Source organism: Gemmatimonadales bacterium (assembly GCA_036279355.1).
Lineage (GTDB): Bacteria > Gemmatimonadota > Gemmatimonadetes > Gemmatimonadales > GWC2-71-9 > DASQPE01.
The window spans coordinates 15,330-39,067 of the sequence record DASUJH010000016.1 but is presented as its reverse complement, the minus strand read 5'-3'; the positions used below and the strand labels follow the sequence as shown (position 1 = coordinate 39,067).

Below are 23,738 nucleotides of genomic sequence, written 5' to 3'. Positions count from 1 at the left end.
GCCGCTCACTCCCGCACCCACCAGTCGTGCACTGTAACGAGCTCTCCCCGGAGATCCATCGTGACGCCGCGCACTCGCCGGTTCATTCCCTGTACGCCGCGCGCATGATAAAGAAAGGCGACCGGCACCGAATCGGCGAAGAAGCGCTGGGCCGCGGCGGGGTCGCGCGGGGCGTCGAGGCCCGCGAGGGCGGCGAGCGGCCCAAGATAGCCGAGTCCGAGATCGCCCGAAACGCCGAGCACCGCGGCGTCGAAATCGTGCGCCGGCCCGTACACGCGGCCGAGAAACGCCGAAAGCTCGAGCTGCCGGATGACGACGCTGAAGCCGGCGTCGCGAAGCTGGGCCTGGATCAGTTGCTCCAGCACGTTATCCCCGCTGCCGACGGTGAGCAGCTCGATGCGTACGGGGTCGGCGCGGCGCGCTGCGGCAAGGCGCGCGGCATGCGGCATCGATGGCGGCGTAGGCGTGAGCGCCAGCGCGCCGGGCACGCCGGGCGGCACGGGGCCGGTCGCGGGCGTGCCGTAGCCGTACACGTACGCCTGGACGATTTCGCGCCGGTCGAGCGCCGCGGACACGGCGCGGCGCGCGGCGAGCCGGTCGAACGGCGGCCGCCGCGTGTTGAGCACGATGCCATAGGTGAAGAGCAGCGGATAGTCGAGCACCTCGAGCCGCGGGTCGCGCCGCACGAACGCGACGTGCGCCGGCTGGATGCCGGCGATGTCGAGCTCACCCGAGACGAGGGCGGCGAGCTTGGTCACCGGCTCGTCCACCACCGCGACGACGAAGCGCTGGAGTCGCGGCGGCCCGCCGAGCGACGCGGGGAAGTCGGGATTACGCTCGAACACCCAGCGCCGGTTGGGTTGGTGGGACACGAAGCGGAACGGTCCGTTGCCCACGGGGCGCTGGTTCCATGCGGCCCCGCGCAGGCGCCCGGGCGGCACCGAATCGAGCAGATGCGCGGGGAGAATGGCGAGGTCGGTGAGCACGTCGGGAAAGTCGTCCTGGGGCGTGCGGAAACGGAGCACGGCGGTCGAGTCATCCGGCGCGTCCACGCGCTCGAGATCGGCGAGATCGTTGGCGCGCGGATACCCGGTTGCCGGGCGGCGCGCCGCGTCGAGGGTCCAGGCGACGTCTCGCGCGGTGGTGGCAACCCCGTCGTGCCAGCGCACGTCGCGGTGCAACGCGAAGGCGAGCGTGCGGCGATCGTCCGACCACCGCCACGCCCGCGCGAGGTACGGCACGGGCCGGAGCGCCGAATCGTAGCGCGCGAGCGTCGTGAGCAGCACGTACTTCTGCACCTGCCTCGCGAGCGGGTGCAGGGTGAGAAGCGGGTTGATGCTCTGAAGATCCGCACCCGAGGCGTAGAGCACCGTGGCGCCGCGGAGCGCCGCGGCGGGGCGGCAGGCAGGCACGGCGACCGCGACGGCAACGGCGGCCGCCGCGATGGCGGCGCGCGACACGGAGCGACTCGGCAAACGAAGCACTCGCGGATTCTACTCAAATTGCCCCCGGCTGCGAACCGCACGACATTGCGGCATGATTCGCCAACTGCTGGTGCGCGGCGTCGCCGGCCTCGCCGTCGTCTGGGGCGTGGTGACGGCGGTATTCCTGCTGCTCCGCGTGGCGCCCGGCGATCCCGCGGCGCTGCTCCTGGGCCCGACGGCGACGCCGGTGCAGCTCGCGGCCGAGCGGCACACGCTGGGCCTCGATCGGCCCGTCGCCGAGCAATACGTCGAGTGGCTCGGCCGCTTCGCGCGCGGCGACTGGGGCACGAGCATCGCGAGCGGCCGGCCCGTGCGGCAGGTGCTCGCCACCGCGTGGCCGGCCACCGCGTGGCTCGTGGGCCTCTCGCTCCTGCTGAGCTACGCGTTCGGCATCGCGGTCGGCGTCATGCAGGCGGGCGTGGGCGGGACGCGGCTCGATACCGCGCTCTCGGTGGTGAGCGTCACGCTTTTCGCGCTGCCGGGCTATTGGCTCGGCCTCATGCTGGTGCTCGTCTTCACCTACGAGCTCAGGCTGCTCCCCGCCTTCGGAGCGAGCGGACTCGACGCCGAATTTCTCCCGGCCGGCGCGCGCGCGCTCGACGCGCTCCGACATCTGGCGCTGCCACTCCTCACGCTGGCGCTCATCGGCATCGGCAGCGTCGCGCGGTTCGTCCGCGGTGCGATGCTCGACCTGCGCGGCAGCCTCTTTCTGTCCGTGGCCCGCGCCAAGGGGCTCTCGCCCCGCCGCGTACTCCTGCGTCACGCGTTTCGGAACGCGCTCATCCCCGTGCTCACGCTGCTCGGCCTCTCGCTCCCCGCGATCTTTTCGGGCGCGGTGTTCGTCGAGGCCATCTTTGCGTGGCCCGGGGTGGGACGGGTGCTGGTCGAGGCGGTGCAGGCGCGGGACTATCCGGTGGTGCTCGCCGCGACCGCCGTGAGCGCGATCCTGGTCGTGATCGGCAATCTGCTGGCCGAGCTGTTCACGGCCTGGGCCGACCCGCGGGTGCGGGGCGCCGAGGGCGGGCGGGGGCGTGGCGGCTGAAGCGGCTCCGGCGCCCCGCGCGCCCTCCACGCTGGGCGCATCGCTCCGCGACCCGCGCGGGCGCTTCGGCGCCGTCGTGCTCGCGATCATCGTGCTCGCGGCAGCGCTGGCGCCGCTCATCTCGACCGGCACGCCCGCGCTCCAGCGCGACGTCGTGGCGACCCGCTTCCTGCCTCCCGCGAGCGTCGACCTGCACGGCGTGCTCCACCTGCTCGGGACCGATCGACTCGGCCGCGACGTCTGGACGCGGCTCGTGTACGGCGCGCGGGTGTCAATCGGCGTGGGCGTGCTGGCAGTCGCGATTTCGCTCGCGATCGGACTGCTGGTGGGCGCCGTCGCCGGACTCTGGCGCGGACCGGTGCGGATCGTCCTGCTCGGGGCGACCGACTTCATGCTGGCGCTGCCCCGCGTGGTCCTGCTACTGCTGCTCGCGGCGCTCTGGTCACCCAGCGCCACGCTCACGATCGTCGTGCTCGGCGTCACCGGCTGGATGCCGATCGCGCGGCTGGTGCATGGCGAGGTGCGCGGGCTCGTGGCGCGCCCGTTCGTGGAGGGCGCGGTGGCGCTCGGTGCGGGGCGCGGCCGGTTGGTCGCGCGGCACCTTCTGCCCAACGTGCTGACCCCCGTGATCGTGGCCGCTGCCCTCGGCGTCGGCAACGCAATCCTGCTCGAGGCAGGCCTTTCGTTCCTCGGCCTCGGCGTGCAGCCGCCGGCCCCGTCGTGGGGCAACATGATCGCCTCGGGCCGCGACGCGCTGATGAACGCGCCGTGGGTGGCGGCCGCGCCGGGCGTGGCGCTCGTACTCGTCGTGGTGGCCTGCACCTTGCTTGGCGACGCCATCCAGAGTGCACTGACCGCCCATTCATGATCCTCTTCGATTTCGGTGGCACGCTCGACGCGGACGGCGAGCGTTGGTGCGTCCGATTTTACCGCGCGTACCGGGCGGCGGGCGGCACGCTTCCGTTGGATGAATTCGAGTACCAGTTCCGCCGCTCGGACCGATGCCTGGAGCAGCGCGCCGGCATCCGTACGCTCGGCCTCGCGGCCATGGCGCGGGCGCAGGCCGAGCTCCTGCGCGGGCTCGTGGCGGACGGGGCGCGACTCGATTTCGGGCGCGTCGCCCGCGACTTTCACGAGGAGACCATCGCCGCGGTGACACGCAACCGGCCCGTGCTCGAGCGGCTCGCCGCGCGGCGCCCGCTCGGCGCCGTCTCCAACTTCACCGGCAACCTCGACCGCTGCTTGGCCGAGCTCGGCATCGCCGAGCTATTTTCCGTCGTGGCGGACTCGGCCATCGTCGGCGCATCGAAGCCGGATGCCGCGATCTTTCTCCACGCGCTCGCGGCCGGCGGGGCTCGCCCTGCCGATGCCTGGATGGTGGGCGACAACTTCGAGGCCGACATCCGGCCCGCGGCGGCGCTCGGGCTCGCCACCGCGTGGCTGGCACCGGCCGCGCGCCCGGTCCCCGCGTCCGGCGTCGCCACGGCGCGCATCGCGCGGCTCGCCGAGCTCGAGCCACTCGTGCGCTGACGCGACGCTTTCCGGATCACGCATGCACGGACTCATCCTCGCCGGCGGAGAAGGCACCCGGCTCGCGGCGAGCGGCGTGGCGGAGCCCAAGGCGCTGGTCCCCGTCGGCGGAACGCCGCAACTCGTCCGGCTCATTCGCACGTTCGCACGGCTCGGCTCAGACTCGGTGACCGTGGCGCTCAGAGACGATGTCCCGCCCGAACCGGCGCGGTGCGAGCTCGCGCGGCTGCCGCTGCCTTCGACCCTGCTTCGTTGCCATACGCCATCCTCGCTTCACACGCTCGCGGTGGGACTCGAGGCGGTGCCGCCGGGCCCGGTGTTCTGCAGCATGGTGGACACGGTGATGCCCTGGGCCGACTGGGCCCGCGCGCACGACGCCGCACGCCGCGCGCTCGACCCGGATGACCATCACCGGGCCAGGTGCGAAATGCTGGACGCGATTCTTGTCGTGACGCCGCACGTCGACGACGAGCGTCCGCTCCACGTGGGCCGCGACACCGAGGGCCGCGTGCGCGAGATCGGCGGCGCAGCGTCCGACCCGCCCTGCGTTTCCGGCGGCCTCTACGGATTCGGGCCGCGCGCCCGCGCGCGCGCCGCCTTCGCCCGCGCGGCCGGCATGGATCGGATGCGCGCCTTTCTCGATCTCCTCGTGCGCGACGGCGCGGCGGTGGGCTCGGTCGAGATCGCGCGCATCATCGATCTCGATCACCGGCGCGACCTCGATGCCGCCAACACGTGGGACGCCGCTGCGTGGCAGGACTCCTGCGAATGATCGGCGCGCATCAGTCTGCGCCGGCAACCAGGAGACATTTTGGCCCCAATTCGTGATCGCGCGGGACATTGTGTCGCGATCTACCGCAAGCCCGCCTACTCACCTCAGCAGCACCTTGCGAACGACGCCGCGATCATGGACGCGGTGGTGCTCGAGCTCGCACGCAGCGGCTGGGAGATCGCCAGGACACACGAGCAGGACGTCGAGGCTGATCGCGCGCGGCCTGCCGCAGATCTCATCCTCAACATGTGTCAGGGCGCCGCGGCCTCCGCGCGACTGGCCGACGTCGAGCGGGCCGGCGCGCTCGTCGTCAACCGACCGGAGAGCGTCCTCGCCTGCCACCGGCACGCGCTGGTGCGCGCGCTGGCCGGCGGCGACATCCCGTTTCCGCACACGCTCATCGTGCCCACCTGGATTCCGGACGACACCGCGCGCGCCCTGGCCGACTTCCTCGCGGGACACGCGCTCGTCTGGGTGAAGCGCGGCGACGTGCACGCCGAGCGACCGGACGACGTGCTCTGCGTCGAGCCGGACGAGGTGCCCGCGTGCATTGCCACGTTCGGCGCGCGCGGCATCACGCGGCTTGCGGTGCAGGCGCACGTGCCCGGACCCGTGCTCAAGTTCTACGGACTCGCCGATCAGAGTTTCTTCCGGTTCTACGGCGCCGAGGCGGGGGCCGCCGCGCCTCCGCCGCGGGTGGACGAGGCCCGGCTTCGCGCCGTGGCGTTTGGCGCGGCCGCGCGGCTCGGCCTCAATGTCTTCGGCGGCGACGTGGCACTCCCGGCGCCGGATGCGCCGGTGCTCATCGATATCAACGACTGGCCGAGCTTCGCGCCCTTCCGCAGGGATGCGGCGGCGGCCATCGCGCGGTACGTCCACAACGCCGCGCGGACCGGAGTTGCCGCATGACCGCGGTCGAGCCGCTCCTCGCCCTTCCCGGCCCGCGCTCGCGCGCGCTGTTCGATGCCGAAGCGCGGCACCTGGCCCCCGGCACACAGAGCGTCGCCCTCTTCAGCCGGCTCTGCATCGATCGGGGGGACGGCGCGTTCCTCTATGACGCAGACGGCCACCGCTACATCGATCTCCTGGCCGGCGTCGGCGTCGCGAGCCTGGGCTACGCGCACCCTCGCTACGTCGCCGCGATGCAGCGCCAGCTCACCCGGGTGCATGTGGGAAGCTTCACGTCGGAACACCGCGCCGCGCTGGTGCGGCTCATCGCGGATCTCGCCCCGGGCGACCTCAACCGCACCCAGCTCTACTCGAGCGGCGCCGAAGCAGTCGAGGCGGCGGTGCGGCTCGCCAAGTCGCACACCGGCCGCACCGAGGTGGTGGGCTTCTGGGGCGGCTTCCATGGCAAGACCGGCGGCGTGCTGCCGCTCCTGAGCGGCAGCTTCAAGCACGGGCTCGGGCCGCTCATGCCCGGCATGTATTCGAGCCCCTATGCCGCCTGGGGACGCACGCCACTCGGCCGTGACGAGGCATCGTGCGCCGCCGCGTGCCTCGATTTTCTCCGGCAGAAGATCGCATGCGAGACGAGCAACGACGTCGCGGCGATCATCGTGGAGCCGATCCAGGGCACCGCCGGCAACGTGGTCCCCGCGCCCGGATTCCTTCCGGGCCTCCGCGCGGTGGCCGACGAGCTGGGTGCGCTCCTCGTTGCCGATGAGATGATCACCGGCTTCGGCCGCACGGGACGGATGTTCGGCGTGGAGCATGAGGCGGTCCGGCCTGACGTCATGCTGGTGGGCAAAGGCTTCGGCGGCGGGTTTCCGATGAGCGGGATCATCGCGCGCGAGGCGGTCGCGTTCGCCCGGCCGTGGGCCAATCCGAGCGGCAGCTCGTCGTCGTACGGGGGCAACCCGCTCGCGGCGTGCGCCGCACGGATCACGATCGAGACGATCCTGGAGGAAGACCTGGTCGAGCACAGCCGCGCGCTCGGCGCACGCATGCTGGACGAGATCGCGAGTTGGGAGGACGAAATTCCCATCGTTCGCGGCGCACGCGGGCGCGGGCTCATGATCGGCTTCGACCTGGTGGTGCCGGGGACACGCACGCCGCTCGACGGGCGCGCGACCCGCTCCATCTTCGACACGCTGCTCGCCCGCGGCGTGCTCGCGATGATCTACACCCCGGCGGTGCGGATCAACCCGCCCCTCGTCATCCGCGATGACGAGGCGATGCAGGCCCTCGCCACCATGAAGGACGTGCTGCGTGAAGCCGCCGAACGCGCTGGCCGCTAAGGGCCAGGTGGTGGAGGAGTGGATCGACCTCCACTTCTTCCGCCCGCTCGGCTTCGCCATCGCCCGGCGCCTCGGCCCGACGCGCGCGACGCCGGACCAGGTAACGCTCGCCTGCCTCGTGCTTGGGCTCCTGGCGGGGACACTGTTCTACTTCCCCAGCACGCCACTCAATCTGCTCGGTGTGGCGCTCTTCGTCGCCTCCGACGTGCTCGACAGCGCCGACGGCCAGCTCGCCCGCATGCGCGGCAGCTCGACCCGGTTCGGCCGCATCCTCGACGGGGTGTCCGACAACCTGCGGTTCATCAATCTCTATCTCTGCCTGCTGCTCCGCCTGGTACACGCGGGCTGGGGCGCGGACGCGCTGGTGCTGGCGCTCGCGGCGGGTGTGAGTCATTCGCTCCAGAGCGCGGCGGTGGATTTCATCCGGCAGGCGTATCTGTACCTCGGCGCCGGGTCGGGGAGCGAGTTGGACCTGCCGGAATCGCTCCCGCTCCCGCGCGGCGGCTCGCTCCTGCGGCGCGTCGGGGCGGCGCTCTACCGCGACTACGTGCGGAAGCAGGCGGGGCTGCTGCCGCGCACGGCGGAACTGGTGCGCGCCGCCGGTCCGCACGCCGCCGAATCGGTCCGCACAGAGTACCGGGACCGAGCCACCGCGCTCGTGCCGCGCTGCGCGTGGATCGGACAGAACGCCCGATTCGCGCTGCTCGCGGTGACCGCCGCCGTGGGCTGGCCGGCGGGATTTTTTTGGATCACGGTGGGGCCGCTCAATCTGATCCTCGTGCTTCTGGTGCGCGCGCAGGAGTCGCGCGCCCGCGCACTGCTCGGCGCGGCGGCGTCTGCGCCCGCCGTGCCCACGCCGACCCATGTACGCGTCGCCTGAGCCGCGCCGCTATCGCGGCGCCATCATCGGGTTGGGAAACGTGGCGCGACAGTCGCACGTACCGGCGTACCGGCTCGAGCCCGCCGCATCGCGGCTCACGCTGGCGGCGGTGTGCGAACCGGCGCCGCACACCGTGCCGCCGGTTGACGTGGCGCTCGTGCGCAACCTGTTCGACCTCTCCGAGCTGGTCGGGCCGCTCGACTTCGTCGATATCTGCACGCCGACGGGCACGCATCTCGACCTCACGCTCGCGTGCCTCGAGCGCGGCTGGCACGTGCTCTGTGAAAAGCCGGTGGCCACGACTCGCGCGGAGGCCGACTATCTCCGCCGCGCGGCGGCGCGGGCGGGGCGCGTGGTGATGCCCTGCCATCAGTACCGCTACAACCCGGCATGGCGGCAGATGCGGGCCTGGCTCGACGCGGGCACGATCGGGCGATGGCATCTCGCCGAGCTCGACGTGTACCGGGCGCATGCCGACCGCGGCAACGACAAGCGCCCTGTGCCGTGGCGCGCCCGCGCGGCGGCGGCACGCGGCGGGGTACTGCTCGACCACGGTACGCACCTGGTGTACGAGCTGCTCGACCTCGCCGGCGCGCCCGCCGCGGTGCGCGCCTGGACCGGACGGCTCCGCCACCGCGACTACGACGTCGAGGACTCCGCCCACCTGCTGCTCGAATACCCGGAGCGGCTGGCCAGGATCTTTCTCACCTGGGGCGGGCCGCGCCGCGAGGCGAAGGTCCGCTTCGTGGGTGAGCTAGGGACGATCGAGTGGGTGGGCGGCATCCTGATGCTCGAGCGCGGCGGCATCACGGAATGCTTCGACTACTCCGCCGAGCTGGACAAGACCGCCTATGCGCGCTGGTACGCCGACCTCTTCAGCGACTTTGCGGCGGCGCTCGATGGCGGCACCACGGCGCCGCTCGACGACATCACCGCGGTGGCCGACGTGCTGGATGCCGCGTACCGCTCCGCGGCGAGCGGTGGTGTCGCAACCGCGCCGGGAGGGCCGCCCGCAACGCCTGCCTCCGCGCAGAGTGGGAAGCGGAGGTCGCGGAAGGAGCCCGTGCGAAAGGCCCGCGTCAGGTGAGCCGCCGCTGGCAACTCGCCCTGCTCGCGCTCGGCGCGCTCCTCTTCACGCTGGTGGTGCGCCGGATCGGCGCCGGCGAGATTGTGGCGAACGCCATCGCGGTCGGGTGGTACTTCGTCCCGATTCTGGCGCTCTATGGCGTGGCCTACGCCTGCAATACCGCCGCCTGGCGCCTCGCGATGCCGCGCGGGTACGAGCGTCCATCGTTCTGGCGCACCTACGCGATCACCGTCTCGGGTTTCTCGCTCAACTTCGTGACGCCGATGGTCAACGCCGGCGGCGAGCCGTTCCGCGCGGCCGCCGTGGTGCCCTGGTTCGGTCGCCGGAAGGCGACGAGCACGGTGATCCTGCACCGGATGCTGCACACACTGGCGCTGCTGCTGACCTGGCTCACGGCGCTCGTACTGGCGCTCGTGCTGCTGCCGCGGAGCGCGCCGGTCGTCGGGACCCTTCTCGCGGCGACGGCGGTGGTGGCCTTGCTCGCGTGGCTCCTCGTGCGCGGACACCGCCACGGCGTGCTGGAGGGCGCGCTCGACCTGCTGCACCGCATGCCGCTCGTTCGCCGCGTGGCGGCGCGATTCGAGCCCCGCCGGGAAATGCTGGCCGACATGGACCGGCAGATCGCCGAGTTCTATCACGCGTCGCCGGTCGCCTTCTTCGCGGCGCTCGCCCTCGAGTACACCGCCCGCGGCCTCTACATGGTGGAGTACTGGCTCATCTGTCTCGCGGTGGGCATTCCGGTGACATACGCCAAGGCGTACCTCATCGGAGGCCTCTCGTCGCTCGCGCTCAACGCGCTCTTCTTCATTCCGTTCGAGCTGGGGTCGAAGGAGGGGACACTGTACGTCCTGTTCAGTCTCGTGGGTCTCGATCCGAGCGCCGGCGTCTACACGGCGATCGTAAGCCGAGCGCGCGACATGCTCTGGATTGCGGCCGGGCTTACGCTGCTCGCCGTCGTGCGCCACGAGCGGCGTCCCCGCGTTCCCGTGCCCGCGACGCCGCCGGGGGTGGCCGGATGACGATCTTCACCCACATCCTCGCCACCACCGCCGTGGTGCAGGCGATGGGTCTCCGCGATCCCAAGCAGATCGCCCTCGCCTATCTCTTTGGCGTCGCCGTGGACGTGGACCACCTGATCAAGGCGCCCTATTACCTGCGCGCAATCGGGCTCCGCGACAAGCGGGGCTACTACTGGCGCTCCTCGCTGCAGGAGCCGATCGCCTTCCTCTGGATCGTGCCGCTCTCGCTCCTGCTCGGCACCGTGGTGCCGATCGTCTGCTTTGGGGTTCACCTCGCAATGGATTATTCGGTGCGATTCGAGAAGATGCCGCTCTATCCCTACTCCCGCTGGGTCACGCGCGGGTGGCTCGTCGATGTTCCCGACCGGACCAAGGAGTCGGTCGTGTTCGCCGCGCTCGCCGTGCTCACCGTCGCGCTTTACCTCGTCCGCCGATGAGACGGATCGCCGATCGCGCGGTGCGGCCGGCCGCGCGGCTGCTGCACGTGACGTTCGGCCTCTCGCCGAGCCAGGTGTCGTGGTTCGCGTTCGCGGTGAGCGCGGGAGCCGCGGCGTCGATCGCGCTCGGGCGGATCGAGGCCGGGCTTGCGCTCATGCTCGCGGGCCAGGTGCTCGACGGGCTCGATGGCGCCATGGCCCGCACGTTCGGGCTCCAGTCGCCCCAGGGCCACCGGCTCGACACCCTGCTGGACCGCGCGTCGGAAACGGTCATCTTTCTGGCGTTCGCGGCCGCCGGCCGAGTGTCGCTCGAGCTCGCGCTGCTCGCAGTGGCCGCCGTGCTGCTGCTCACCACCGTCTGCGACCGTTCCGGTCTCGACCCCGGCGCCAAGCGCGTGGTGCTCTACCTCGGCCTCTGGGTGCCCTACCCGGTGCTGTTCGAGGTGATCTTCGGGGTTAACCTGGCTGCGTACGTGATCGGTCTGCTCGTGATCGACTGCCAGTTTCAGCGGGCGATGGATGCGCTGGGCGGCGATCTGGACACGGTCGCCTCGCGCGCGGTGGCGCTCGAGGACGCGCTGGAGTCCGACGGGCACGCAACGAAACGGCCGCCGAGCCGAAGCTCGGCGGCCGTCTCCGCGTGAACTAGGCCGAGGGCGGGGCATCGCTGCCGCCGTTCTCCTCTCGGCGACCGCCGGCGGTTGATGGACCGCGGTGGGGCCGCACGAGGCCTCGGTTTCGATCCCCAGGCCGGATGGCCGTCCCGCCTGGTTCGTTCCTGCGAGCGCTGCGGATCGGATCGGGTCGCGGACCGATCTTCCGCACTGCACTCCGGCGCGCCAGCCCGGAGTGAATGGGACACGCGACTGGCCCCACTCGCCCAAACGAGATGCCCATTGGGATCGACAGGCGCCTGAGCCCTTGGTTGCATCGGCGCCCTCCCCCGAACTCCTCGTCCGGTCCGCTCTTCCATTCGCTGCCGAGGCCGGGGGCCGGGGCGCGCGAGCGGCGAAGCGTGGGCCCAATCTACCGGTCGCTAGAAATCCCGCAAGTGCCTTTGTTTCTTCGGGTTACGCCCTCGTCATGTGGATTGCTGTGGAGCGCCAACGGTCGCGCGCAGGCGCGCTTGGAGCGCGCTTCCACATGGTGTGCAGATGTGCGCGCACGATCTCCACAGCGACGCGGTCCGATCGCGATTCGCGCACGCAGAGATGTGGCGCGAATCGCCGGACCTGAGTTATGATCGTGCCGGCACGTCGCACGACCGGGACTCACACGGCGGGAGGCGCCATGGCGGATCAGGCTCGCTATCCGGAAAATCACGTCGTCGGCGTCATCGACACGCCCGAGGCGCTCAGCACCTCGCTCGCGCAGCTCACGAGCGGCGGCTTTCTCGAGTCGGAGGTGAGCGCGGCGTGCGGAACCCAGCGCGCGGAGCAGCTCGCGAGGAGCACCGGGCACGCGGGACTCGTGGATCGGCTGGTGCGGGTGGCGCAGCGGATCGGAGTGCGCGACGAGGAGATGGAAACGAAAGATCGGTACGAGAAGGCGCTCCGCGACGGGCAGTACGTCGTATCGGTCCTGGCGCCGACGCCCGAGCGCAAGACGAAGGCGGCGGACATTCTGCGCCAGCACGGCGGCCACTTCATCAACTTCCTGGGGCGATTCACGATCGAGTCGCTCACGCGATAGGGCCTACGACCTCCCGCTACACCATCCCCACCGACGCCGACATCGGCCACGTGCATTTGCGCGTGGCCGACCTCGAGCGTGCGCTCGCGTTCTACACCGGCGTGCTCGGCTTCGAGCTGACCCAGCGCTACGGGACCGGGGCGGCGTTCGTCTCCGCGGGCGGATATCACCACCACATCGGGCTCAACACCTGGCAGAGCCTCGGCGGCTCTCCGCCGGCGCCCGGCAGCACCGGGCTGTATCATCTCGCCATTCGGTACCCCACGCGCGCAGCGCTGGCCGAGGCGCTCCGCCGGCTGCTCGAGGCGGGCGTGCGGCTTGACGGTGCCAGTGACCACGGCGTGAGCGAGGCGCTCTATCTGCGCGATCCGGATCAGAACGGGGTGGAACTGTACTGGGACCGTCCGCGCGAGGCGTGGCCGCGCTCGGCGGACGGTGGGCTCGAGATGGTTACTCGGGCACTCGATCTCGAGTCGCTTCTCAAGGAGGCACCGACGAAGTAGCCGCCCCATCCGACATCGCTGCCCGGGCCCAGCAGGCGGTCGGCCGCCCCCGCGGAGCCGTGCCTCAGTGCTTCTGAAACAGCTTCAGCAATCCCTTCTTCACTTCCTCCTTCGCCTTGGCCTTCGCCATCGAGCCCACGTCGACCGAGGTCTTCGGCGCCGTCGTCGTCCCGGTGACGGTCACCGGGACGCTGATCTCCCCGCGCCCGTTCTCCATCTGCCGGAGCGCCCCCACCTTGGACGCGAGCTCGGCCGACTTGGCCGCGCTAAAGCCCGCGTTGAGCCGGAAGTCGAGCGTCCGATCGAAGCCGAGCACCCCCTTGCCGGTCATCGCGAGGTCGCCCGCCTTCATCAGAAGGTCGTCCGTACGCGCCTTCCCGCCGGCGATTACGGCCGACCCCGAAAGCACATCGTACTTCGTGTCGCGCGCGTCGCCGCCGGTGAGGCCGAGGGCGTGGTTCACCGCCGAGACGAGGGGGAATCCGCGTAGCACGCCGTCCTTGAGCTCAAACTTGACGGTGCCCGAGAGGCTACGCTGAATGGCCGCCGCCTCGTTGCCCCGGCCGCGCACGTCCGCGCTGAGCCTGCCGGTGCCGGTCAGAAAATCTTTCATCGTCGTGTTGGCGCTCAACGCCTGGTTGATGTCGAGCCCGTCGAGCGCGGTGCGGATAGCATAGCCGGCCGGCGGCTTGGCCAGCGCGATCGTCACCGTGCCCCGCTGACGCCCGCCGTAAGCGGCGAACGTGATCGGGTCGAGCATAAAGGTGCCATTCGACAGGCGGAAATTCGCCTGAAGCCCCTCGAGCGTGAGCGTGCCGAGGCGCACGCGCTCGACCGCCGCCTTACCGTTCACGGCGAGGCTCGCGAGGTCGGAGCCCACCGTGGTCGTCATCTCGAACGGCGCCTTGCCGGAAAAGCTCAGGCCCGGATACGGCGCGAGCCCGGCAAGGCCGAAGAGCGCGGCCACGTCGGCATCCCGGATCGACTCCGAGGCGAGCCGCAGCTCGGTGTGCCTGGGGCTCGCCTCGGCCGAGCCGGTGACGGTGGTGCCGCCGAGGCGGCCGGTGAACTGCGGAACGGAGACCGCGCCGCCGGAGGCGTGGAGGTCGGCCCCGATGTCGGAGATCGTGGTGATCGTGGGCGCGCCCGCGGCGGTGTGGAGGCTTTCGTCCACCACCCGAATGGCGCCGTTCCGCACGCGCAGCACGCCCAGCACAAAGGCCGTCGATGCGGGCGCGGCGCCCGGCGCGCCGGACTTGGGCGCCGCGCTCGCGGGCGGCACCGGCAAGTGCCAGTGGCCCGCCGGATCGCGCAACACCGACACCGTAAGGCCCACGAGCTCGACCCGCGAGATCGTCGGCGTGCGCCCGGGAAGAAACGAGCTGATCGTGGGTACGACGGTGAGCCCGGCGAGCGCGATGCCGGGCGCCCCCGCGGCGCTCCGTGCCGCGCCCGAATCCGCGGCACCCACGTGGATGCTACCGGCACGGAGCGTCGGCGTCGGCAGGAGCGAGAGCGACATGTCGCCGATTGTGACCGGCTGGCCAAGCGCGGTCGAGAGCGCCCCCGCGATCCGCGTGCGTCCGGTTTCGGTGCCGAGCGCGCGCAAGCCGACGAACGCGGCGACGAACAGCAGCACGACGAGGCCGAGCAGCACGTAGACGATACGGCGCATGGGAGGCTCGTGGTCAGGGTCTGGAGCGATCTACCGAGTCGATGGCGGCTAGCACCGCCTCCGGACGTTCCTCCTGGATAAACTGGCCTGCGCCGAAGATGCTGTCCACGGCAAAGTCCCGGAGGCCCTGCTTCAGCTCCGCGATCTCGGTGTCGCCGATGCCGCTCCCGTGGCGCATGCTGCCGACGAGGAGCCGCACCGGGCCGCGGATCCCGCCCAGGTGATCCCGCAGGAGCTCCGGCTCCTTTGCCCGCGCCATGCCGTGCATCGCGTCGATGGCCTGGTGAACGTTGCGCGCGGGACCGGCGGTGTAGCCGTACACCACGGAGTCGGTGATCCAGGTGCTGTCGGCCGAGTTCTCCAACATGCCGTGGCGGACTTTCTTGCGCAGCGTGCCGCTCCCCATGAAGAGCTTGATGAGACCGGCGAAGCGCATGGCGCTCCGGAGGCCCGGCGTGGCGGCCTCCTCGACCGGGCCGCCGTCGAGCGAAACCACGCTTCGCACCAGCTCGGGCCGCCGATACGCGAGGCGGAACGCGATCGAGGCGCCGACCGATTGGGCGACAAGCATTGCGTGCGTCACGCCCAGCGTGTCCAGCGCTCGACCGATGCGATCGGCTTGCGCCGTCAGCGAGTAGTCGGCGTGCTTGGGGTAGCCGGAGAAGCCGGTGCCGAGCGGGTCGATGATGATCGCCTGGTACCCGCGCTCGGCGAGCGGAGCCATGATCGTGCGCCAACTGTACGCGCCGCCCACGAGACCCGGAATGAGCACCACCGGCTTGCCGATCCCGAGCAAGGTCGTGCGCACGACTTCATCGGGGCCGAGGGTGATATCGCGGGTGGTGACATCGAGGGCCGGCCGACGGGCGGGTCCGGCGGCGGCAAGGGCGGCGCCCCCGATGACGATGGCGACGACGAGCCGGGCGCTCACGCGAGCGCGGCGCGACGGCGCTCGATTGCCCAGTACGTGCCGGCGCAGGCGACCGCGATGATCGGGAGGATGGCCCGGAGCGGGTGGATCAGAAGGATGCAACGGCCGCTTCCGCAATGGTGAATCGGCAAAAGCTAGCGAGGCGCGGTGCGCTCTGCATGGAGGAGAGGGTGGTAGAGCGGATGGCGATTGGAACTGAATGCGCCCCCAGGGAGTCGAACCCTGAACCTAGGGATTAAGAGTCCCTTGCTCTGCCAATTGAGCTAGAGGCGCGTGACCGATCGAATCGGCCGTGCGGGAGGGGAAAGCCCCCGCGAGGGTATAGCCCCAACGGGAATCGAACCCGTCTTTCGACCTTGAAAGGGTCGCGTCCTGAACCGATAGACGATGGGGCCGCGGTCCCGTCGAGCCGACGTCGAACAATAGCGCTAACGGGATTCGAACCCGTGTTTGGGCCTTGAGAGGGCCCCGTCCTAGTCCCCTAGACGATAGCGCCAGGTGCGCCGCCGTGTGCCAGCCCCGCGCGGCCTCCGCGCGCCCCACGCGACGCCAACACCACAGGCCCGGAGGGAATCGAACCCCCAACCCCCGGTTTTGGAGACCGGTGCTCTACCAATTGAGCTACGGACCTACATCCCCCGGACATGCACCCGCGGAAATGCGACCGCAAGGGTGGCTGACGGGACTTGAACCCGCAACCTCCGGAGCCACAGTCCGGCGCTCTAACCGATTGAGCTACAACCACCGCGAGCTATGACCACCTGCGGAGCCGCGACCGCGCCCAGCCGCTCAAAATATCGGCTCCGCGCGAGGCGGGTCAAGCCCAGAATTGGCGCCGAAGCGCGGCGAACGCAGCCTCGACGGCGCTCCCGAGCGCGCCCGGTGCGGGCACCGGAACGCCGTCGAGCGTCGCTACCTCCACGATGCCTCGCACCGCGTTGGCGACGAACATCGGCGTGCCGTCGAGCGCGCCGCGCGGCTCCCGGCGGCCGGCGAGATCGGTCAGCTCCTCGATCCGCGCGCGGGCCACCCCCGGCAGCACGCCCAACTCGAGCGCCGGCGCGCAGAGGCGGCCCGCTTCCCACCAGAATACGTCCCAGATCGATGTCTCGGCCACGAGGCCGGCGGCGGTGAGGAGCAGCGCGTCGTCGGCGCCCGCGCGCGCGGCCTCCGCCGCCGCCTCGTCGAACTGGCGGCGCTCGGTGGTCTTGTGCGGATACGGCTGGTGGACCACCGCGCTCGTCACGAGCCGCACAGGCTCGGTCTGGCCCACCCTCCGCTCGGACACGCTGACGCGCGCCTTGCCGCCTCGCCCCGTCACTTCCAGCCGATGGACCCGGTCCGCACCACCCGCCGGCACCGCGAACTCGGCGGGAAAGGGCACACCGAGCTCGCGACAGCTTCGCACGAGACGCCGAAGGTGCAGGCCCCAGAGCGGCGCCGTGCCGTTTCGCACGCGGATGGTTTCGATGAGCGTCGCCGTCACCTGGGGCTCACGCGGCCGTCGGTGGGCAGGGTTCGGGCGGCCGGGCGCCCATGTCGAGCGCCGTTTCCTTACGGGAGTCGAGCCAGGTCTTCGCGGCGGTGGCGCCGAGGATCACCGCGCCGCCTACGAGCGCCCACGCGCCCGGCACCTCACCTTCGAGCACCCAGGTCCAGAGCGGGTTCAGCGCGGGCTCGACCAGGAGGATCATCGATGCCGTGAACGCGGGGACGGCGCGGAGCGCCGACGTTACGAACACGTACGCGAGCCCGATCTGGATCGCGCCGAGATATATGATGACGAGCCAATCGGGCGCGGCGTGCGGTGCGACGGGAAGCGCGAGCGGAAGCGCCGCCGCGCACGCAATGACGTTGCCCACGACGACGGCGGCGAGCGCGGATTCCCCGCCCCGGGCCGTGCGGACGCGCGCCACGCCGCTGGCCGCCACCGCCCGGTACGCCTGTGCATCGGGCCCCGGCTCGCTGGCCGCCATCCACCGGAGGCCCACGACGGTAAGCGCCCAGGTGACGCCGCTCAGCGCGGCGAGCAGATCGCCGCGCGCCGGATCGGGCGCGGTGGCGAGCGGCTCCTGGCCCGCGACGAAGAACATCGCGAGACCGAGCGCCACGAGCGCCATGAGCGCCACGTCCCGGGGGCGCACCGGCTCATGCAACAGCCACGGCCCGAAGAGCAGCAGGTAGAGCGGCGCCGTGGACTGGAGAAAAATGGTGTTGGCCGACGTGGTGAGCCTGTTGGCGAGCACATAGAGGATGAGCGTCGCCGCGTAGGCGATGCCCACCACCGCCGCGCGCCAGGTCCAGCCGCGCCGGGCCTCGGGCAGGAACAGCAGCAGTACCAGCGCGGCGACGCCCGACCGGAAGCTCGCCACCTGCCAGCCGGTGAACGCGGCCGACTTGATCGCCGCGCCTCCGGTCGAAAAGAGCACGGCGGCGAGCACGAGCCGCGTGCGCGGAAAGCTGGGGGACTGCATCGCGCGAAGATCGCGCCGGGATGGCCGGAACGCAAACCGGCGGCGCACACCCGCGCGCGTCGCGCTGGAGCGCTACCCGCGCCGGTCCGCCGCCACCTGCCCGTAATTGAGCAGCGCCACGATGATCACGCCGCCCACCGCGTTGCCGAGCACGGCGGGCACGATGAACTCGCCGGCCATCTGTCCCAAGCTCGCCGAGTGGATCGCGACGCGGTAGAACGCCTCCACCGAGCCCGCAATCGAGTGGCGAAAGTGGAACGCGGAAATGGGCGCGGTGGCGAGCCAGATGAGCGCCAGCTGCGCGCCGGTGGCGCGGGTCGAGCCAAGAAGCCAGGTGAGGAGCGCGATGAGCCAGCCGGCAAAGATCGCCTGATATGCGACGAGCCAGAATCCGCCGGCCGTGGCGTGCATCGACACCTTTGCGAGCGGCGCCGCGAGCACGGCGTCGATCATCGGCGTAGACGCGAGCGCCCAGGCGAAGATCGCGGCCCCGACCAGATTCCCGAGGAGCAGCAATCCCCAGAGACGAAATACCCGCCAGAGCGTCCGGAGGTCACGCCGGTTGAGCAGCGGGAGGATCGGCACCAGCGTGTTCTCGGTGAAGAGCGCGCTGCGGGCCATGATGACGAAGATGAACCCGAGCGGGTACACGGCCGCGGCGGCCGCCTGGCCCAAGCCATCGGGCACGAGGAGCTGGACGTAGCCGCCCGCGAGAAAGCTGAAGCCGATCGCGAGGCCGGAGGAGAGCGCGGAGAGCAACACCGCCCACACCGGCCGCACCAGCTCGCGCTCGGCCGGCTCCAGGATGTTGTCGTGGATCTCGGCGGCCGAGAGGCGCGTATCCTTGGCCGGCTCGGGTGGCGGCGCGTTCCGGTGCTCAGGAGCGATTCCGCGTGGAGGTTCGGCCATTGCGGGGCGTCTACGAGAGGGCCGACTGGTGCATCGCCCGCGGGGCGCGCCGCTCGCCGGCATTTCGATCGCGGGCATCGCGCTCGCGGGCATCGCGCTCGCGGGCATCGCGCTCGCGCTCGTGTCGCACGGCCTGGCGCTCCGCCTCGTGCAGCCAGCAGACGAAGAGCCAGAGTGCGGCGGCGATGTACGCGGTGCCGGCCGGCACCCACATGATGAGCCCCGCGAGCTGCTGATCTTCGAGCGGTGTGACACCCCAGGCCGCGGTCCGCGCTGCATACGCCGGGTACCACGGCACCGTGGCGAGGGTGAGCAGCGCGCCGAGCGCGCCGGTGAGAAGCATCGTGACGAAGAGCCATCCGACGTTCTCGCCGGCGTGCACCCGCCGGGCGCGCGGGCCCAGCATCGCCCACCAGAAGAGGAGCGCCGAGCCGAGAAAGCTCGCGTGCTGCGCCGCGTGGGCGAGGTCGCTCACGAGCACCGTCGAGAAGACGGCCGGCAGGTGCCAGATCCAGAGGACGAGCATCTGGATGGCAGTGGCAACCGCGGGGCGGGAGAGCCACCGCCACGCGCGCCGTACGCTCGGCCGGCGCGCCAGGGCACCGAGCGCGAGTCGCCATGAGCGCGGGAGACCCCGGAGCATCGGCGCGAGCGGCCGGCCGAGCACGAGGAGCGGCGCCGCGACGGCCATGAGCAGCTCGTGCTGCACCATATGCGCGGAGAAGAGCGACTCGCCCAGCTCGTGGATCGGCGAGACGAGCGCCAGGGCGAGCGAGATCCAGCCGAGCGCGAACAGCGTCAACTCGGCGGGGGGCACGCCCCGCCGGCGCCGCATCGCGAGCGCGCCGCGGGCGTAGAGCACGCCGCTCAGTCCAAGGAGCGTGACCTGGCCGGGCTCCCAGGTCCATGCGCGCCAGAGATCGTGCGGCACAAGGGCGCCGTCGCCATGGAGTGCGAGAGCGAGGAGCGGAGCGAACGTCATCCAGCGCTTCCGCAAAGCGGCAGCATCGTGATCGGTATCCACTGCGCGATCACGACGGTCGCGAAGAGCACGCTCAGGATGAATCCGAGCGCGCCCATGAATCGCGTCCGACCGAGCGGGCCGCCGGCGCCGGCACGGGGCCACTCGCGGTCGGCGCGGTCGGCAGCATCGCTGCGTCCGGCAGCATCGCTGCGTCCGGCGCGCCCCCAGGTGCGCCAGGCGATCGCCACGCCGGCAAGGGCGATGAGAAAGGTCACGAGCGCAATGAGGTCAAGCGGAAGCTGCGCATCGTTGGTGCACGCCGACGGCTCCGCGAACGTGAGCGCCAGATGGTTCAGCACGAACGCGACCGGTCCGAGCAGCACTCCGGCCCAGGCCGCGAGATTGGAGACCGGCGGATGCTCGCGCGGCGGCGCCGCGGGGCGGACGATGGGAGGGGCACTCACCGGTCAGATCCAGCGGGGCAAGAGGTACACCATCGCATAGAGCGGCACCCACACGAGCACCATGAAGCGGGTATAGAACACGTTGTCGCTCGCATCGGGAAAGTGCTTGGGCTCGTAGTCGCCGGCGGCAAAGATGACCGCGCTGGTGCCGGTTTCGAGCAGGTCGACGATGAGCAGCGTGTAATGTCCGACGAGCACGGCCCACACGGCCGAGCCATAGCCGCTGCCGTCCCAGCTCACGTGCACCGCACGCAGCTCGAACCAGCGGAGCACCACCGTGGCGGCGCCGAAAGCGGTCGAGATCCAGAGCCAGCGGGTGGTGGCCGGGGCGTCGAGCCGCTTGGCCGCACGGTCGAGGATGCCGTAGGGCACGAGCGAGGCGAGCAATATGGCGAGGTTGATGGTCGGGATGACGAGCCCGGGGAGCGGCGTGCCGGGCGGCGGCCACGCGGCGGCGTCTCGCTGCAGGAAGAACCATGCGGCGGCGGCGCAGGCGAGTGTCATTCCCTCCACGATCATGAACCCGATTACGCCCCACCAGAGCACGTCGCGCGAACCGAATGCGACACTCGGGAGATCCGAGAGATCGACCACCGGGCGGATGGCGGACGGCGCGCTCACCGCGGCACCTCGACGACTTCGGGCGGCGCCCTGCCCGCACCGCGGGGCCACGCCCACACGAGGAGGGCGAGGAAGGCGAGCGCCGGCCCGAAGACGAATGCCCACGCGGTGTAGATGCCGGGTACGAGCGTCACACCGGTAGCGAGCGCCAGCAGCAGCGGCGCCACCGTGGGCGAGGGTTGGGTGTGCCGCACGTCGGGCACCGCATCGAGCATGGTGGTGAGCAGCACCTCGCGCCGGTGGTCGGAGAGTCCCGTCGTCACCTCGTGCACGGGGCCGGCGTCCCAGAGCGCCGAACGGCCACGCACCACCGGCAGGCGCGCGAAGTTATAGGGCGGCGCGGGCGAATCGGTGGCCCACTCCAGCGTTTCGCCACCCCAGGGATCGGCGGCCGCCACCCGGCCGCGGCGGAGCGACCACAGGACGTTGCCCAGAAAGACGAGGATGCTGAGCGCGATGAGCCCAGCACCGAGCGTCGCCACGAGGCTCAACCCGCCCCAGCCGCTCTCGGCGGGATAGGTATAAACGCGCCGCGGCATCCCCTTGAGCGCGAGCAGAAAGAACGGGAAAAACGTCACGTTGACGCCGATCACGAGCAGCCAGAACTGCACCCGCGCCCAGCCTTCGTGCAGCAGGCGGCCGGTCGCCTTGGGGAACCAGTAATGGAAACCGCCGAGCAGCGGGAACACCATCCCGCCGAGCATCACGTAGTGGATGTGGCCGGGCACGAAGTAGGTGTCGGTGACCTGCAGGTCGGCCGGCACGGAGGCCAGGACGAGCCCCGTCATGCCGCCCAGCACGAAGATCACGAAGAATCCGAGCACATACAGGAGCGGTACTTCGAGCCGCGGGCGGCCGGACCAGAGGGTCGCGATCCAGCAGAAGAGCTGGATGCCGGTGGGGATGGCGATCATCGCGCTCGCCGCCGTGAAAAAGGTCTGGCCGAGCTGGGGCAGCGGCGTCGCGAACATGTGGTGCACCCAGAGGCCGAAGCTCAGGAAAGCGACGGAGATCATCGAGAGCACCACCGCGGTGTAGCCGAAGACCGGCCGGCGGCTGAACGTCGCCACGATCGACGAGATGATGCCTAGGCCCGGGATAAAGGTGATGTACACCTCCGGATGCCCGAAGAACCAGTAGAGGTGCTGCCAGAAGATCGCGTCGCCGCCCATCGTCACGTCGAAGAACCGGGTGTGCACGAGGCGATCCATCGCGAGCATCATGCTGGCCGACGCGACCACCGGCATGGCGAACAGCACCATGAACGCGGTGATCACCATGGCCCAGACGAAGAGCGGCACCCGGTCGAGCGACATCCCCGGCGCCCGCTGCTTGAACGCGGTGACGATGAGCTCCACCGCGCCCACGATGGCGGCGATCTCGGTGAAGGTGATCATCTGCGCCCACACATCGACCCGCTTGCTGGGCGAAAACTCGGGGCCCGAAAGCGGCACGTAGGCGAACCAGCCGGCGTCGGGCCCGTTGTTGGCGAAGAGATAGACGTAGATGAAGAGTCCGCCGATGAGATAGGTCCAGTACCCGTACGCGTTGAGTCGCGGAAAGGCGACGTTGCGGGTGCCGATCATGAGCGGCACGAGAAAGAGCCCCATCGCCTCCATCACCGGCACGGCAAAGAGGAACATCATCGTCGAGCCGTGGGTCGTGAAGAACTGGTTGTAGCGGTCGGGGCTCAGCACGTGCCCGTCCGGGCGCGCGAGTTGGAGGCGCATGAGCGCCGCCTGGATGCCGGCGGCGAGAAAGAACGCGAGCGCCGTGATGATGTAGCGGAGCGCAATCGACTTATGGTCGACCGACGTAATCCAGCCCCAGAGGCCGGGCGGGTTGCGCCAGGTCCGCTCGAGCGTTTGGCGCACCTTTGCATCCTCGGCCGCGCTCGGGGCTCCGGCGGTGGAGGCGGCGGCGAGCGCCGGCTCGGCCGGTGTCATCAGAGCCCTTCCAGATAGTCGACCAGACTATTGAGGTCGGATGATGAGAGCGATGTCGCCGGCATGGGCGTGCCCGGCTTGAGCGTGCGCGGATCGAGGATCCAGCCGGCCAGGTTGCCGCGCGTGTTCGGCAGGAGGCCGGCGGCAATCTGCGCGCGGCTGCCGACGTGGGTGAGGTCGGGGCCGAGGCGCCCGCCGGCCGGCGTGCCGCGGATCGTGTGGCAGAGCGAGCAGCTATGGGCGAGAAAGACCTGCTCGCCGTGCGCGCGCGACGTCTCGATGGGCTCAGCGGCCGGCGCGAGCTGGCCGGCATACCACGCCGCGTAGTCCGCATCGGACTGCGCCACCACGACGAAGCGCATGTGCGCATGCTGCAAGCCGCAGAACTCGGCGCACTCGCCGGTCCAGACGCCGGGCGTGTCGGCGCGGAACCAGGCTTCGCTGCTGTAGCCGGGGATGAGATCGCGCTTGCCGTGGAGGTTGGGCGCCCAGAAGCTGTGGATCACGTCGTACGACGTCCCGACGAGGTGAACCGTGCGCCCGACCGGGACATGCAGCTCGTTCGCGGTGACCAGATGCTCGAGCGGCCTCGCCTTCTTGTAGGTGAACTCCCACCACCAGCGGTGCCCCGTGACCGACACCGTGACCGGCTCCGGCGCGCCGGGCGGCGCCTGGGCGAGCAGGTTGAGCGCGCGGCCGGTGCGCGCGCTCGCGCCGATGTAGATGAAGAGGACCAGCGCGGTGAGGAGCGCCGCGCCCAGCACCACGCGCCCGAGCCGTCGCTCGGCGTCCGGCGCAACGGAGGGCGTCGGCTCGCCGGGTGCGCTGCCCGGCTCGGCGCCGCCTTCGGCGCGCGCCCGCCGCCATCCGTGCCGGACCGCAAGCGCGAGCACGAGCAGCGTGATGAGATACACCGCGGCGCCCGCGGCCATGATGCCTATGAGGAGCGCGGCGATGCGCGCCGACTGGATGCCGGTGGGATGGAGCAGCGGGAATCCGCTCATCGGGCGTGCAGCCGACCATCAAGAAACACGGTGTCCTCACCGCGCATGCGAGTAGCCTCGAGCT

Annotated in this window: 24 protein-coding genes and 5 tRNA genes; 13 read left to right on the top strand and 16 right to left on the bottom strand. The window is 70.9% G+C overall.

Annotated elements, in window-relative coordinates; translation table 11 throughout:
- Positions 1 to 5 precede the first annotated feature (5 nt).
- Entirely contained in the window at positions 6 to 1,460 is a 1,455-nt protein-coding gene (locus VFW66_03660; GenBank protein ID HEX5385776.1) for an ABC transporter substrate-binding protein, read from the bottom strand.
- A gap of 76 nt (positions 1,461 to 1,536) precedes the next feature.
- Between VFW66_03660 and VFW66_03655 the strand changes: the two genes are divergently transcribed.
- The 13 genes from VFW66_03655 (at position 1,537) to VFW66_03595 (ending at position 12,686) form a co-directional block, all read left to right on the top strand.
- Entirely contained in the window at positions 1,537 to 2,526 is a 990-nt protein-coding gene (locus VFW66_03655) for an ABC transporter permease (protein ID HEX5385775.1), read from the top strand.
- Positions 2,516 to 3,394 (top strand): ABC transporter permease, encoded by an 879-nt coding sequence (locus VFW66_03650; protein HEX5385774.1) that lies wholly within the window; start codon positions 2,516 to 2,518, stop codon positions 3,392 to 3,394. Before VFW66_03655 ends, VFW66_03650 begins: the two co-directional genes overlap by 11 nt.
- Positions 3,391 to 4,056 (top strand): HAD family hydrolase, encoded by a 666-nt coding sequence (locus tag VFW66_03645; GenBank protein ID HEX5385773.1) that lies wholly within the window; start codon positions 3,391 to 3,393, stop codon positions 4,054 to 4,056. The genes VFW66_03650 and VFW66_03645 overlap by 4 nt, the downstream gene beginning before the upstream one ends.
- 22 nt (positions 4,057 to 4,078) lie before the next feature.
- Positions 4,079 to 4,828: an NTP transferase domain-containing protein gene (locus tag VFW66_03640; GenBank protein HEX5385772.1), complete on the top strand. Its 750-nt coding sequence runs from the start codon at positions 4,079 to 4,081 to the stop codon at positions 4,826 to 4,828.
- Positions 4,829 to 4,867: 39 nt separating this feature from the next.
- On the top strand, positions 4,868 to 5,737 hold the full coding sequence (locus VFW66_03635) for a hypothetical protein (protein ID HEX5385771.1): 870 nt from the start codon (positions 4,868 to 4,870) through the stop codon (positions 5,735 to 5,737).
- Positions 5,734 to 7,068: an aspartate aminotransferase family protein gene (locus VFW66_03630; protein ID HEX5385770.1), complete on the top strand. Its 1,335-nt coding sequence runs from the start codon at positions 5,734 to 5,736 to the stop codon at positions 7,066 to 7,068. The genes VFW66_03635 and VFW66_03630 overlap by 4 nt, the downstream gene beginning before the upstream one ends.
- Positions 7,040 to 7,948: a CDP-alcohol phosphatidyltransferase family protein gene (locus VFW66_03625; GenBank protein ID HEX5385769.1), complete on the top strand. Its 909-nt coding sequence runs from the start codon at positions 7,040 to 7,042 to the stop codon at positions 7,946 to 7,948. The genes VFW66_03630 and VFW66_03625 overlap by 29 nt, the downstream gene beginning before the upstream one ends.
- Complete coding sequence (locus VFW66_03620) at positions 7,932 to 9,035, top strand: Gfo/Idh/MocA family oxidoreductase (GenBank protein HEX5385768.1); 1,104 nt, start codon at positions 7,932 to 7,934, stop codon at positions 9,033 to 9,035. The genes VFW66_03625 and VFW66_03620 overlap by 17 nt, the downstream gene beginning before the upstream one ends.
- Complete coding sequence (locus VFW66_03615) at positions 9,032 to 10,054, top strand: lysylphosphatidylglycerol synthase transmembrane domain-containing protein (protein ID HEX5385767.1); 1,023 nt, start codon at positions 9,032 to 9,034, stop codon at positions 10,052 to 10,054. Before VFW66_03620 ends, VFW66_03615 begins: the two co-directional genes overlap by 4 nt.
- Entirely contained in the window at positions 10,051 to 10,491 is a 441-nt protein-coding gene (locus VFW66_03610; GenBank protein ID HEX5385766.1) for a hypothetical protein, read from the top strand. Before VFW66_03615 ends, VFW66_03610 begins: the two co-directional genes overlap by 4 nt.
- The gene (locus VFW66_03605) at positions 10,488 to 11,135 is read left to right on the top strand and encodes a CDP-alcohol phosphatidyltransferase family protein (protein HEX5385765.1); all 648 of its coding nucleotides are present in this window, start codon (positions 10,488 to 10,490) and stop codon (positions 11,133 to 11,135) included. Before VFW66_03610 ends, VFW66_03605 begins: the two co-directional genes overlap by 4 nt.
- A 646-nt stretch (positions 11,136 to 11,781) precedes the next feature.
- Positions 11,782 to 12,183 (top strand): hypothetical protein, encoded by a 402-nt coding sequence (locus tag VFW66_03600; protein ID HEX5385764.1) that lies wholly within the window; start codon positions 11,782 to 11,784, stop codon positions 12,181 to 12,183.
- A gap of 50 nt (positions 12,184 to 12,233) precedes the next feature.
- Entirely contained in the window at positions 12,234 to 12,686 is a 453-nt protein-coding gene (locus VFW66_03595) for a VOC family protein (protein ID HEX5385763.1), read from the top strand.
- Positions 12,687 to 12,750: 64 nt separating this feature from the next.
- On the opposite strand, the gene VFW66_03590 is transcribed toward VFW66_03595, so the two are convergent.
- The 15 genes from VFW66_03590 to VFW66_03520 form a co-directional block, all read right to left on the bottom strand.
- Positions 12,751 to 14,361 (bottom strand): AsmA-like C-terminal region-containing protein, encoded by a 1,611-nt coding sequence (locus VFW66_03590; protein ID HEX5385762.1) that lies wholly within the window; start codon positions 14,359 to 14,361, stop codon positions 12,751 to 12,753.
- Between the two features lie 13 nt (positions 14,362 to 14,374).
- Positions 14,375 to 15,292, bottom strand: coding sequence for an alpha/beta fold hydrolase (locus VFW66_03585; protein ID HEX5385761.1), 918 nt, complete (start codon positions 15,290 to 15,292; stop codon positions 14,375 to 14,377).
- A 200-nt stretch (positions 15,293 to 15,492) separates the two neighbouring features.
- Positions 15,493 to 15,565, bottom strand: a tRNA-Lys gene (locus tag VFW66_03580).
- Between the two features lie 49 nt (positions 15,566 to 15,614).
- Positions 15,615 to 15,687 (bottom strand) — tRNA-Glu (locus VFW66_03575).
- Positions 15,688 to 15,715: 28 nt separating this feature from the next.
- Positions 15,716 to 15,788, bottom strand: a tRNA-Glu gene (locus tag VFW66_03570).
- Positions 15,789 to 15,850: 62 nt separating this feature from the next.
- Positions 15,851 to 15,923: transfer RNA gene (locus VFW66_03565), tRNA-Trp, on the bottom strand.
- 40 nt (positions 15,924 to 15,963) lie between these two features.
- A tRNA-His gene (locus VFW66_03560) sits at positions 15,964 to 16,037 on the bottom strand.
- Between the two features lie 72 nt (positions 16,038 to 16,109).
- A complete protein-coding gene (locus tag VFW66_03555) occupies positions 16,110 to 16,778 on the bottom strand; it encodes an aminotransferase class IV (protein HEX5385760.1) in 669 nt (222 codons plus the stop codon).
- Positions 16,779 to 16,785: 7 nt separating this feature from the next.
- Positions 16,786 to 17,766, bottom strand: coding sequence for a DMT family transporter (locus VFW66_03550; GenBank protein ID HEX5385759.1), 981 nt, complete (start codon positions 17,764 to 17,766; stop codon positions 16,786 to 16,788).
- Between the two features lie 72 nt (positions 17,767 to 17,838).
- Positions 17,839 to 18,675 carry a formate/nitrite transporter family protein gene (locus VFW66_03545; protein ID HEX5385758.1) on the bottom strand — a complete coding sequence of 279 codons (837 nt, stop codon included), beginning with the start codon at positions 18,673 to 18,675 and terminating at the stop codon, positions 17,839 to 17,841.
- Between the two features lie 10 nt (positions 18,676 to 18,685).
- Positions 18,686 to 19,657 carry a cytochrome c oxidase assembly protein gene (locus tag VFW66_03540; GenBank protein HEX5385757.1) on the bottom strand — a complete coding sequence of 324 codons (972 nt, stop codon included), beginning with the start codon at positions 19,655 to 19,657 and terminating at the stop codon, positions 18,686 to 18,688.
- Positions 19,654 to 20,103, bottom strand: a complete 450-nt coding sequence (locus tag VFW66_03535; protein ID HEX5385756.1) for a hypothetical protein — start codon at positions 20,101 to 20,103, stop codon at positions 19,654 to 19,656. The genes VFW66_03540 and VFW66_03535 overlap by 4 nt, the downstream gene beginning before the upstream one ends.
- 3 nt (positions 20,104 to 20,106) lie before the next feature.
- Entirely contained in the window at positions 20,107 to 20,724 is a 618-nt protein-coding gene (locus tag VFW66_03530; protein ID HEX5385755.1) for a cytochrome c oxidase subunit 3, read from the bottom strand.
- Positions 20,721 to 22,670, bottom strand: a complete 1,950-nt coding sequence (ctaD, locus tag VFW66_03525; GenBank protein ID HEX5385754.1) for a cytochrome c oxidase subunit I — start codon at positions 22,668 to 22,670, stop codon at positions 20,721 to 20,723. Before ctaD ends, VFW66_03530 begins: the two co-directional genes overlap by 4 nt.
- Positions 22,670 to 23,674, bottom strand: a complete 1,005-nt coding sequence (locus VFW66_03520) for a c-type cytochrome (GenBank protein HEX5385753.1) — start codon at positions 23,672 to 23,674, stop codon at positions 22,670 to 22,672. The genes ctaD and VFW66_03520 overlap by 1 nt, the downstream gene beginning before the upstream one ends.
- Positions 23,675 to 23,738: the final 64 nt, after the last annotated feature.